Origin of the sequence: Pseudalkalibacillus sp. SCS-8 (genome assembly GCF_040126055.1) — a bacterium.
Lineage (GTDB): Bacteria > Bacillota > Bacilli > Bacillales > Fictibacillaceae > Pseudalkalibacillus > Pseudalkalibacillus nanhaiensis.
Genome location: NZ_CP143541.1, coordinates 1,456,991 through 1,470,060, shown reverse-complemented (window position 1 = coordinate 1,470,060; position 13,070 = coordinate 1,456,991). Strand labels below are relative to the sequence as shown.

Here is a 13,070-nt window from a genome sequence, read left to right as displayed (position 1 = left end):
TTCACCTCGTTCAAGGAACGGAGAGGTCAACCCTTTTTATTTGCCTCAGTTAAAGTATGTTGTCTAAAAGAAATCATATAAGAATGGACGCTCGTCCACAAGAATCGTTTCCAAATAGGAAAGTTCATCATGCTTTCCGGTTATCATACCTGCTGTAGAAAGTTCAGTAGGCTTCATATGATTAAAGAACATGGTCGAAAACATATTTATCGTACATAGGATGCCTCTTTGCGGTTCTTGACTGCAACGCATGCCTTCCTTTGGCGGGTAATAGTCCACCAGCCTTCCACCATGATCATCGCTTCTAACGATGAATGTGCCGTTGTTCCATTCAGCGAATGTGTCCTCAATATGGAAAATCAACGACCGTTCCAGGTCCCCCTTGAAAGGATATTGTTCAAGGAAGCCCTTAACATCCACAACTCTACTCATAAAATAAGAGCTGTATTCCTGTTTGATTTTCGGATCCGCCATGTAAAAGGCGAAGGATTCTTCAACAGGAGGATGTATTTTTATTTTTCTGACCATTGAGTCGTGATTGGCGACATACTGGAGCATAGTAGATTTCGCATGTGGCGTCAGGCTGATCCACTCCTCGATTTCCATTAGATTATCTTTGACATTGTAAATCAGATAGCCTTGGTCCTCGCCAGCTTCATCCTCATAAACCGCAACAATGTCCCGTGAATTTTCTAAGATCGAGAAGTTCCACCATTTCTCTGTGCGCTTCAGCATTCCGTTATAGTTCTGGGCGTAACGTTCATAAATGGCGTTGAGGCGTTGGATATCATGATGGATTCTCACCACCTTGCCCTTCATGTTCGCAGTGCGTATAGGGAGCTGCTCAGGCTTTATTTCATACGTTTTGGTCGTATGCGTCATCTCCCATCCATATTTCCGATAAAAAGCAAACGAAAACGGATGGAGCATTGATACGTATTGTCTCTGCTCACGCATAACCTCCAATGACTTTTTCATAAGCTTTTGTACGTGTCCTTTTCGTCGGTGTTCCGGCCAGGAAGCTACCCCTGCAATACCACCCATAGAGAAATTTCTATTTCCTATCCATATTTCAAAAGGGTGTATTGTGAGCTTGGATGCCATTGCCCCATCCTCATAAAGCGCCCAGCAATTTTCTACTTTCAAGAAGGATCTACGTTTCTTTCTCTCTTCCTCTGATAATTCGTATTGAAAAGCGAATTCCCCCATTTTGAGAAAATCATCAAACTCATCTTCATTAATCGTTCTAATCTCCATCGTCTTACCCCCTTTTTCCCATCCTTGAACTATATTCATCATTGCTTCTAAAACTCCTCTAATGAAAAGCAACCATTGCTACCTTAATAATCCTTATCGAAGTTTAGAGCAAATAAAAAAGGTTGGCTCATTTGAGCCAACCTCATCTGTTATTACCAGATCAATCCCATAAGGGTACCGACAGTGATGACTGCAATCAACAGTCCACTTGCTATGCCCCACATCGGGAATTCATGCCCTTTGTTACCAAGATGCATCCAAACATAGAGTTGGAAAAACACTTGTACACCAGCAAGGACTAGGATGAACAGGATAGCGACCTTATTTGAGATTGCATCACTGGCAATCGCAGCGAACGCAACAATGGTCAACAAGATCATCATGACGAATGAAACATTATGCTGACGGCGTTCCTGCTTAAGCTTGATTTTCTTCTGCAAGGACGAGTGGTGATGGACTGATTTCGTTTGATCTTGACTAGCCATCGATTACCCCACCTTTCCCATAAGATAAACAACTGTGAAAATGAATACCCATACAACGTCGACAAAGTGCCAATATAAAGCGAAAAGGTAATACTTTGGCGCATTGTATAGCGTAAGCCCACGGTTTCTGTTACGTACTAGCAATGCTGCAATCCAAAGGACTCCGAATAAAACGTGTCCTCCGTGGAATCCGACGAGCGTATAGAACGCTGAGCCGAATGCTCCTGAGGTAAAGGTATGCCCGTGATGGACATACTCCACAAACTCGTAAATCTCAAGTCCAAGGAATGCTACTCCTAGAAGTAAGGTAACAAAGAACCACGTTTGCATCTTCTTAACGTTATTTTCCTTCATAGCAAGGACAGCATACACACTCGTCAAACTACTTGTAAGTAGAATCATTGTTGCGATAAAGACCACCGGCAATTGGAAAATTTCGGATGCTTCTGGTCCTTTACCGAATGAATTTCGCAAACCAAGGTAAGTACCGAACAATGTAGCAAATAATACAGTTTCTCCACCTAAGAACAACCAGAACCCTAAAAACTTGTTCTTGCCCTCAAGGGTCGCCTTTTCAGGGGATTCAGGGAAGTTCTGATCCGTTAAGCGTTCACCTACGTCCATTATGCATCGACCCCCTTATCCTCTTTCGGTAAATCCTCTTTATGAATATGATACCCATGATCATCAATCCATGATCTTAGGAACATACAAGCAAGTGCAATACCCATACCGACAATTACAGCAATCAACGCTGCCGTGCCTGCAGTATTGAAGTAAATGAAACCGAAACCTGCAATGAAGAGACCAAATGACATGATGAACGGAAGGATTGAATTGTTCGGCATGTGAATATCTCCGATTGGTTCAGCCGGTGTCATCTTCTTGTTCCCTGCCATTTTCTCGATCCATAATGCATCAAGTCCACGAACAAGTGGCGTTTGCAGGAAGTTATAATGCGGTGTCGGGTTTGGAATCGCCCATTCAAGTGTACGGCCATTCCAAGGATCTCCTCCAACCTGCTCCCCTTTTTTATGGGATACGACGAGGTTGATAAGGAAAATGACTGTACCTACCGACATCAAAATTGCCCCGACAGTACTAATCATGTTCAAGGAACCGAGCTGGAATTCCTCAGGATATGTGAAATAACGACGAGGCATACCCATCAGACCTAAGAAGTGCTGAGGGAAGAACGTCAAGTGGAAACCGATGAAGAATGTCCAGAAGTTCCACTTACCTAATGTTTCATTCAGCATTATACCGAACATTCTTGGATACCAGTAATACAATCCAGAGAAGAGTCCAAGTACCAATCCACCTACGATAACGTAGTGGAAGTGGGCAACAACGAAATAACTGTCATGGTATTGATAGTCAGCAGGAGCGACTGCAAGCATGACACCTGTTACCCCACCCATGACGAAAGTCGGGATGAATCCTACCGAAAACAGATTTGCTGTATTGAATGTGATTCGTCCGCCCCACATTGTGAAGACCCAGTTGAAGATCTTAACACCTGTCGGGATCGCAATAGCCATCGTTGCAACAGCAAAGATCGAGTTGGCAACTGGTCCAAGACCCACAGTAAACATGTGGTGAGCCCACACCATGAAGCCTAAGAAACCGATCAATACAGTTGCGAATACCATTGCACTGTAACCGAAAAGTCTCTTACGAGAGAATGTCGCTACAACTTCAGAAATGATTCCGAACGCAGGCAAAATCAAAATATATACTTCCGGGTGTCCGAAAATCCAGAAGATGTGCTCCCAGATGACGGCGTTTCCACCCATATTGGCATCAAAGAAGTTCGCTTCAAACACACGGTCGAACATGAGCAAGAAGAACCCGATTGTCAATGCCGGGAATGCGAAAAGAATAAGACCAGACGTTACGAATGCAGTCCATGTGAACAATGGCATACGCATGAACGTCATACCTGGTGCTCTCATGTTGATGATGGTTACGAGGAAGTTGATTCCCCCCATCAACGTACCGGCACCTGCAATCTGGAGACCGAGGACATAGAAATCGACCCCTTGTCCGCTAGATTGTGTAGAAAGTGGTGCATAGGCTGTCCAACCTGCATCTGGTGCGCCGCCTAAGAACCAACTCAAGTTCAAAAGCACTCCTCCGAAGAAGAATAACCAAAATCCTAATGAGTTCACAAAAGGAAAGGCTACGTCCCGTGCTCCAATCTGTAATGGGACGACGGCATTCATAAAGGCGAAGATGACCGGCATGGCTGCCAGGAAGATCATCGTCGTTCCGTGCATCGTTAATACTTGGTTATAAAGGTCCCCTGTCAAGAAAGTCATTTCAGGGCCCATCAATTGAATACGAATTAAAACTGCCTCTATCCCACCGACAAGGAAGAAAAACCCGCCGGAAATGAGGTAAAGGATTCCAATTTTCTTATGGTCGACTGTTGTCAGCCAATCCCATAGAACGCTTTTATTCGCTGCATGTGCGTTACTCACGATAGTACCTCCTTTTTAAAGCGACTGAAACCACGCTTATTCAGCGGTTTTTAGTTCCAATAGGTAGTCTGTTAGTGCGTCTAACTGCTTCTCATCGAAGTTGAAGTCCGGCATATTGTTGCCTGGCTTAACGTCTTGTGGGTCGTTAATCCACAGTTTGATTTTTTCTCTGTTGTGTTCAAGAATACCTGCTACCTTCTCGTTGTCAGCGAATCCAGTCAATGCCGGTCCGACATTTCCGCCTTTATCACCGACTGCGTGACAGGATAAGCAGTTCTTTTCAAAGATTTGTTGTCCTTGAGCGACCTCGGATGGCGCATCTTCATATTTCGTGTTCTTCATGCTTTCAATCCACGCATCGAATTCGTCGCGCTCAAGCACTTTGACTTTAAAGTACATGAGAGCATGTGAGTCACCGCAAAGCTCCGCACAAGCACCCTGGTATGTACCTGTTTTTGTAGGGTGGAGCCACATTGAGTTCTCCAGCTTGTCTCCTGGGTTGGTATCCATTTTTCCTGAAATCGTCGGAATCCAGAAGGAGTGGATGACATCTGCTGAGCTTAAGTTTACATTGACTCTTTCATCAACTGGCAGATAAAGCTCTTGCGCTGTTACGACACCTTGGTCAGGATACTCGAACTCCCACCAATATTGGTGAGCGGTTACATTAATCGTCATTGGACCTTCCTTGTCCCCGCCATCTTTCGACTCTTCAGCGCTCTTCTCACTAACTGCAAGATCGAAAGTAGTCATGACAGTCGGTACCGCTAGTACTAGTAAAAGTACGATAGGAATCGCTGTCCATAGAACCTCCAACAAGTGGTTCCCTTCAACCTGTTCCGGAATGAAGTCATCACCTTTACGTTCCCGGAACTTAACTAATACATAACCAAAAAGAATAAATACAATTACGAGGACGACAACCATAATGGCAAGACTTAAAATCATCAAGTCGAAAAGGGCATCTGCCCCTTTACCTTGTGGTTGAAGTGCGGATAACTGTGGGTTACCGCAACCCATTAAGCCTAGCATCATGATTCCGAGTAACGGAATGATGCGGCTGAATCGTAGCCATCGTTTCATCACTAAATCAAACCCCACTTTCTCTGTTGTACTAACAATGAATCACTTTGAAAATATGTAATCGCTTAAGGGTACAATCACCCTTAGCGATTGACGATGATCATAACCACAAACATGATGGTCAAATAATTCAAGGAATAGACAAACATCATTCTTGCCCACTTGATATCATCTTTCATAAAGAACCCATAAATACCAAGAGCCAGCCATCCTAAACCTAGTACAGCTGCAACAGTGATGTATACCCATCCGAAGTGGTATAGATACAAACTTACCGGAAGCAACGCTGCAACATATACCACCATCTGACGCTTCGTCATTTTGAATCCTGAAACAACAGGAAGCATCGGAATTCCAGCTTTACGGTATTCTTCACATCTTTTCATAGCCAAAGCTAAGAAGTGAGGAGGTTGCCATAAAAACATTATTAAGAACAAGTGCCATGCTGTCATATGCAGATTCGGGTCAACTGCTGCCCACCCGATCAGCGGAGGTATCGCACCTGAAATACCACCAACGACTGTATTGATTGAATGCTTACGCTTCAACCACATCGTATAGACGACGACATACACCAACAGTCCAATAACTCCGAGAAGTGCAGCCATCAAGGAGGCGAACATCAGTAGTACGGTCCCGATTGCCGATAGGATAATCCCTACCCAAAGCACTTGATTTGCATCAATCTTCCCTGTAACCGTCGGCCGTTCATGGGTACGCTCCATCAAATGATCAATGTCACGATCGATGTAATTATTGAGACTACATCCCCCAGCAATGACTAGCGCTGCCCCGAGTAAGGTTAATATCGCAGTCGGGATATGTGCATACAGGCTTGCATCGGTTACTTTCAATGCAATCCAAAATCCAGCGAATGTCGTAATCAAATTCGACATGACAATTCCCATTTTAGCAAGCGTCAGGAAATCCTTCCACGTACCTGTAGGGTTTGCTTCTGACAACGGCCCTGGCTCCATGACTCGACTTGATGCTTCATATGTTGTCGTATTCGTTTTGCTCATGCTTCCACCTCCTTTAATAATCTCTATTTCCATATCTTACAACATCTAGTATAGGAAAACACCTATTCTAATTTATCAGTAAATGGACCTCATGAAAATAACTTTTCACAAATTGTCTATGGTTGTTCACATTTGTGATGCTTCCTCATAAAGAGTTATGTTACGATATTCACGATTTGTCCTTTAACATTATAAACGAATTCACTAGTTTTGTATACTTACTCTAGACTTCATTCGACAATCCATTCCGGATGAGTTCGACAATCCCGATAACATACGTAATAATGAATTGATCTAAAGCCCTGATGAACTACACAAAGGTTATTCTATATAAAGAAGGTGTCCAACATGTATCGACTATTAAAGTCATTTGCGATATTGACGAGTTTCGGAATGCTGCTTGTCCTCTTGATGGGAGCCGTTGTCACAACAACCGGTTCAGGTGAAGGATGCGGAAATTCCTGGCCATTATGCTATGGAGAAGTTCTTCCCTCACAACCCGAGTTGGAAACCATGATTGAATACAGCCACAGGATTGTATCCGCTATTCTCGGTCTGATGGTAATCACCCTTGCTCTCTGGTCTTGGAAGACGTTTAAGAAATCAAGAGAGGTGAAAGTTCTCGCAATCCTTTCTGTCTTTTTCATCATCTTCCAGGGGCTTTTGGGTGCAGCCGCTGTCGTTTGGGGTCAATCCTCCTTCGCGCTGGCACTTCATTTCGGTTTTTCTCTTATATCTTTTGCAAGTGTCGTGTTATTAACCATTGTAATTTATGAAAATGAAAAAGGTAGAGTCGTTCTCCATATCGATCGCAACTTTAAATGGAATATATATTTATTATTTACTTATCTATATATCTTGGTTTACTCGGGAGCTCTCGTCCGTCATACAAAAGCAAGCCTTGCGTGTTCCGGCTGGCCTCTCTGTAACGGTCAGATCCTTCCACCAACGAATGAGCTGGAGCTCATCCATTATACGCATCGGATCATGGCCGGTCTATTGTTTGTTTGGATTCTTCTCAGTTACTTACAAATCCGGAAATATTACCGTGATATCGAGCCGCTTTATAAATCGTTTTCACTATTGACCATACTCGTTTCCTTGCAAGTCTTGACTGGAGCATTGATCATCTTTACGAAACTGAACTTGTTCATCGCACTCATGCATGGGCTTTTCGTCTCTATTCTCTTTGCGACCTTAAGCTATCTCATCATGATCCTGCTGCGAAAGTCTTAAATGTTAGAGGATAGATAATTAAACCGAAAGAATGATTTTAAAAAAATGATATTCAATAAAAAAAGAGGGACCCCGAAGCATTTGCTTAGCTTCAAACGGGCCCTCTTCTTTTATGTTATTTGTTTCCAATTTATGACAATCATTACCTTACGTTAATTCAATCAACAAATCTCCAGTTTGCAGTGTTTCTCCATTGGATACATGGATGTCTTTGATTTCAGCATCGTATGGCGCTTGAATTGTAGTTTCCATTTTCATCGCCTCAGTAATCATGAGGTGGTCACCTTTCTTAACACTTTCGCCTTTTTCAACCAATACCTTGATGACTGTTCCCGGCATTGATGCACCAATATGCTTTTCATTGGTCTTATCAGCTTTCTGCTTCGCTACAACGTTCGTTTTGATGTTTTCATCACGGACGACAACTTCACGAGGTTGTCCATTCAATTCGAAATACACGGTGCGCGTACCATCTAATTGAGGCTCTCCGATCGAAACGAGTTTCACGATCAACGTTTTCCCTTGCTCGATCTCAATCTCGATTTCTTCACCTAACCGCATGCCGTAAAAGAACGTTGGTGTATCCAACACACTGATATTCCCAAATTGTTCGACCATTTTTTCCCGATCCATATACACTTTCGGGTATAGTGCATAAGAAATGAGATCATGGCTTGTCACAGGGCGATCCAGCTTGTGATATAACATCTCTTTCATCTCTTGGAAATCCACAGGTTCAAGGAGTTCCCCAGGACGGACCGTTAAAGGTTCTCTACCTTTCAAAATGATCTGCTGTAAATCTTTCGGGAATCCTTGATACGGCTGACCAAGATAGCCCTGGAACATCTCTACGACAGAATCCGGGAAGTCAAGAGACTCGCCTTTTTCATAAATATCGTCTTCTGAAAGATCATTCTGGACCATGAAGAGTGCCATATCTCCGACTACTTTGGAAGATGGTGTGACCTTGACGATATCTCCAAACATGTCATTCACTCTTCGGTACATTTTCTTCACTTCATCCCAACGATGGGACAGCCCCACAGCTTTCGCTTGCTGTTGCAGGTTGCTGTATTGTCCGCCAGGCATTTCATGCTCATAGATTTCAGTGTGAGGAGCATTCATGCCACTCTCGAATCCTTGATAATACTTTCTGACATCCTCCCAATAATGGGATAGTTCTTCAAGATTACCGATTGACACCTTAGGTTGTCGACCGCTTCCTTCCAACGCATAATAGAGAGAGTTTGCACTCGGTTGGGAGGTCAACCCTGACATGGAGCTGATCGCGGTATCGACGATATCTACACCTGCTTCTACTGCTTTCGCATAGGTCATGATACCATTTCCACTTGTGTCATGCGTATGGAGGTGGATTGGTATATCGATTTCTTGTTTCAAGGCTGCAATCAATTCATATGCAGCTTGAGGTTTAAGCAGTCCGGCCATATCTTTGATTCCGAGGATATGTGCTCCTGCACTTTCAAGCTCCTTCGCCATGGAAACATAATAATTCAAATCATATTTCGGACGTTTCGGATCCAGGATGTCTCCCGTATAACAAATGGTAGCTTCGGCTACTTTTCCCGTTTCTCTGACGGCATCGATTGCGACCTTCATTCCATCAATCCAATTCAGACTATCGAAAATACGGAATACATCAATTCCTGCAGATGCCGATTTCTCAACAAACTCCTTAATTACATTATCCGGGTAATTTTTGTACCCGACGGCATTCGATGCTCTCAACAGCATCTGGAACAGGACGTTCGGAGCTTTTTTCCTTAGTTGGATCAGCCTGCTCCAAGGGTCTTCATTCAGGAACCTGTATGCTACATCGAAGGTTGCTCCACCCCACATCTCCAAAGAGAAGAGTTCAGGCAAATGACGAGCAGTAGGTTCAGCGATTTGTTGAAGGTCATGTGTGCGGACACGTGTTGCCAGCAATGATTGGTGAGCATCCCGGAAAGTCGTGTCTGTCAACAAGACTTCTTCTCGGGACTTGATCCATTTCGTCAATCCTTCGACACCTTCCTGGTCGAGGATTTGCTTCGTTCCTTCCGGGAACGGCTTCGTATAATCCACATGTGGTATCCGAGGCTTGTTGAATGCCGGTTTCTTCTGTTTTTCTAATCCTGGGAAGCCATTGACGGTCACATTTGCAATATAGGACAGCATCTTCGTACCGCGGTCTTTACGCTTCGGAAATACAAACAATTCCGGTGTCGTATCAATGAAAGAAGTATTGTATTCTCCAGACATGAATTGTTCATGTTTGATGACGTTTTCCAAGAACGCGATATTCGTCTTGATTCCGCGGATACGGAACTCCCGAAGGTTACGGACCATTTTGGAAGCTGCCTGTTCAAAGGTCAATGCCCAAGTGGAAAGCTTAACGAGCAATGAATCATAGTGTGGTGTAATGATGGCACCTTGGAAACCGTTACCGGCATCAAGTCTTACACCGAACCCTCCACCGGTACGATAGGCCATGATCTTTCCTGTATCCGGCATGAAATTGTTCGCTGGATCCTCTGTCGTAACACGGCACTGGATGGCAACACCATGACACTTGATTTGATCCTGCTTAGGTATGGAAATTGGGCTGTCATGCAAGAGGTGTCCTTCTGCAATCATGATTTGTGTCTGGACGATATCAATTCCCGTCACCATTTCGGTGATCGTATGCTCAACCTGAACACGTGGATTGACCTCAATGAAATAGAAGGATCCATCAGGAGATACGAGAAATTCGACTGTTCCTGCATTGACATAGTTGACTCGTTTCATCAATTTGACAGCAGCAGCACAGATTTCCTCGCGTTTCTCTTCGGTCAAGGAAACACTTGGGGCGACCTCAACGACTTTCTGGTGTCGACGCTGTACAGAGCAGTCACGATCATACAAGTGAACGACATTTCTATCATTATCGGCGATAATTTGCACTTCAATATGCTTTGGATTCTCAACAAATTTCTCTACATAGATTTCATCTTTTCCGAAAGCGGCCTTTGCTTCAGATTTTGCTCTGTCATAAGCATCCTCCAACGAGGCCATATTACGGACGATTCGCATGCCGCGTCCCCCGCCACCAAGAGTGGCTTTAATAATAATTGGGAAGCCATGCTCCTTCGCGAAATCTCTTACTTCATCAACTGTTTCAACCGGACCGTCACTTCCTGGGATGACTGGAATATCTGCTTCGACAGCCTGAGCGCGTGCACGAACCTTGTCGCCAAACATATGTAAATGTTCTGTTTCAGGTCCAATAAACGTAATGCCTTCTTCTCCACACCTTTTCGCGAATTGAATATTCTCAGAAAGGAAGCCATATCCTGGATGGATGGCATCCACTTCATATCGCTTAGCAACTTCAATGATCCCCTCAATATCCAAGTATGCATCAATCGGCTTTTTACCTTCACCGATCAGATACGCTTCGTCCGCTTTATAGCGGTGAAAAGATCCTGAGTCTTCTTTCGAATAGACAGCGACTGTACGGATATCCAATTCCGTACATGCTCTGAAAATTCGAATGGCGATTTCACCACGGTTTGCTACAAGGATTTTGTTGATTTTCTTTTGCATAGTGATTCCTCCCTTAATGAGTTACACGTTGCTGTGATACGACTTTTAGCTTTGGTCGTTGATTAATTGAAGTATTAGATTGTTCAGCCGGAGGTTGCTTTTGTTTCCGATATTTCACAAACATCGATATATTGACAAGGATGCCCATACTCATCATCAACAGGATGAGTGAAGAGCCTCCGTAGCTGATAAAAGGTAATGTAACACCTGTAATCGGCAAAATGCCAGATGCTGCTCCTAGATTGACGATCGTCTGGATACCAATCATCCCGGATATACCGATGGCCAGTAAGCTGCCGAATGCATCCTTACAGTGAAGACCTGTATAAAGCCCTTTAAATACGATGTACATCAACAATAAAAGTATGACGAACACACCGATAAAACCGAGCTCCTCAGCGACAATGGCAATGATGAAGTCTGTGTGAGGATGCGACAGAAAGCCATATTTCTGGATACTTTGACCAAGGCCTTTTCCAAACAACCCGCCGGTTCCGACGGCAAGGTATCCATTGATCAACTGCATGCCATCCCCTAATGGATCTTCGAATGGTCGATACGCGCCGGTAAAACGTGATAGTTGTTCCGCACTTAAGAAAAATTTAAAAGCGATGAAACCGACGGAACCGATAAAACCAATCATCATGAACAGGTGCTTCCACTTCATACCTGAACAAAAGATGATGACTGAAGCGGACAGTCCAATTATGGCCATGCTCCCAAGATCCGGTTGAATGAAGACGAGTCCGCAGACGAGGACGAGAACCGTCAAAGGAGGTATGACCCCTTTTTTAAAATCAGATATGTAGCTCTGCTTCTTGGAAAAGACGGACGCCAGATACATGATGATTCCAATTTTAGCATACTCAGCCGGCTGGATTTTAAAGCCTCCGATTTCAAACCAGGACTTCGCTCCATTTGTCTCTTCTCCAAATAAAACTAACACTAAGGAACACAACATACCCAATGTTATCGGAATGATCAACTTTTGGTACATTTTATAGGGCAACATCATGAACACGAAGAAAACGACTATTCCCATAATCACCCATAGGAGGTGCCGCTTAAAGAAGTGATCACTTGAAAATTCATATTCCATGACGGCAACGATCATACTTGCGCTGTAGACCATCACAAGACCGATTCCACATAATATCAGGACAATCGCAATCATGGCATAATCGTAATTCTTAAACATTTTTTTCAGCATGTTGGTCATCCCCATATAAAAGGTAATATTGAAAACTATTCGAGTAAAATAACAATTTTCCTTCCTTCCCCTTCAAAACAGTGGACAATCCGTACCTAAATCCTTTTTAGAACTTGCCACAAGCCTTTTATTGCAACAAGCCCATCAGAACTCTTGCCAAAGAGCTTATAAGGCAGTAGGTTGCCTACTGCAATCCATAGATTAATCATGACAAAAATGGAGAGAGTCATTTCGTACTCGACGGACGGGCCTCGACGTAACAGAACCCATCCATACACGGCTACCACCATATTGACCAATGGCCCATTCATGGATATGAGTACACGATGTATTGGGTTCAGTGCACTTGTCCCACTCCAGGCTGTGTAGGCCCCAGCAAAATAAAACAAGCCCACTTTCATATTCAAAAAGGTATTGTTGATATGGAATATGACAGGTCCGTATCCAATCCTTAATTCAGTGTCTTGGATACCAGAACTGCGTGCTGTTATGTAATGCCCTAATTCATGCAATAGATTGGATACCGGAAACAGAAGGAAAATGGTGAGTAAGATTACGTCCATGATAACCCCTCCCCCTTCCCATCTATCGTACCATAACTAACTTTCCTCTACATCGTAAAAGTTGGGTCCCAAACTTCTTAATAATGTCTATATATAATAAAAATTCAAGCTGTCATGAGCAGCTTGAATTTTTATCTAAAATA

At 43.5% G+C, this 13,070-nt stretch carries 10 protein-coding genes; 1 reads left to right on the top strand and 9 read right to left on the bottom strand.

The window, feature by feature from the left end; translation table 11 throughout:
* Window positions 1-63: 63 nt before the first annotated feature.
* The 6 genes from eis to cyoE all read right to left on the bottom strand — a co-directional run bounded on the left by eis (window position 64) and on the right by cyoE (window position 6,330).
* On the bottom strand, window positions 64-1,257 hold the full coding sequence (eis, locus tag V1497_RS07595) for an enhanced intracellular survival protein Eis (protein ID WP_349410374.1): 1,194 nt from the start codon (window positions 1,255-1,257) through the stop codon (window positions 64-66).
* Between the two features lie 152 nt (window positions 1,258-1,409).
* Entirely contained in the window at window positions 1,410-1,742 is a 333-nt protein-coding gene (locus V1497_RS07590; RefSeq protein ID WP_349410373.1) for a cytochrome C oxidase subunit IV family protein, read from the bottom strand.
* Between the two features lie 3 nt (window positions 1,743-1,745).
* Window positions 1,746-2,366, bottom strand: coding sequence for a cytochrome (ubi)quinol oxidase subunit III (locus V1497_RS07585; protein WP_349410372.1), 621 nt, complete (start codon window positions 2,364-2,366; stop codon window positions 1,746-1,748).
* The gene (ctaD, locus tag V1497_RS07580; protein ID WP_349410371.1) at window positions 2,366-4,225 is read right to left on the bottom strand and encodes a cytochrome c oxidase subunit I; all 1,860 of its coding nucleotides are present in this window, start codon (window positions 4,223-4,225) and stop codon (window positions 2,366-2,368) included. Before ctaD ends, V1497_RS07585 begins: the two co-directional genes overlap by 1 nt.
* Before the next feature lie 36 nt (window positions 4,226-4,261).
* Window positions 4,262-5,308 carry a cytochrome c oxidase subunit II gene (gene coxB / locus V1497_RS07575; protein WP_349410766.1) on the bottom strand — a complete coding sequence of 349 codons (1,047 nt, stop codon included), beginning with the start codon at window positions 5,306-5,308 and terminating at the stop codon, window positions 4,262-4,264.
* A gap of 83 nt (window positions 5,309-5,391) precedes the next feature.
* Entirely contained in the window at window positions 5,392-6,330 is a 939-nt protein-coding gene (gene cyoE, locus V1497_RS07570) for a heme o synthase (RefSeq protein WP_414703608.1), read from the bottom strand.
* A 348-nt stretch (window positions 6,331-6,678) separates the two neighbouring features.
* Between cyoE and V1497_RS07565 the strand changes: the two genes are divergently transcribed.
* A complete protein-coding gene (locus V1497_RS07565; protein WP_349410370.1) occupies window positions 6,679-7,566 on the top strand; it encodes a heme A synthase in 888 nt (295 codons plus the stop codon).
* A gap of 147 nt (window positions 7,567-7,713) precedes the next feature.
* On the opposite strand, the gene pyc is transcribed toward V1497_RS07565, so the two are convergent.
* From pyc to V1497_RS07550, 3 genes are all read right to left on the bottom strand, one after another.
* Window positions 7,714-11,154, bottom strand: coding sequence for a pyruvate carboxylase (gene pyc, locus V1497_RS07560; RefSeq protein ID WP_349410369.1), 3,441 nt, complete (start codon window positions 11,152-11,154; stop codon window positions 7,714-7,716).
* 13 nt (window positions 11,155-11,167) lie between these two features.
* A complete protein-coding gene (ftsW, locus tag V1497_RS07555) occupies window positions 11,168-12,364 on the bottom strand; it encodes a putative lipid II flippase FtsW (RefSeq protein ID WP_349410368.1) in 1,197 nt (398 codons plus the stop codon).
* A 95-nt stretch (window positions 12,365-12,459) separates the two neighbouring features.
* Window positions 12,460-12,927, bottom strand: a complete 468-nt coding sequence (locus V1497_RS07550) for a site-2 protease family protein (RefSeq protein ID WP_349410367.1) — start codon at window positions 12,925-12,927, stop codon at window positions 12,460-12,462.
* Between the last annotated feature and the right edge of the window lie 143 nt (window positions 12,928-13,070).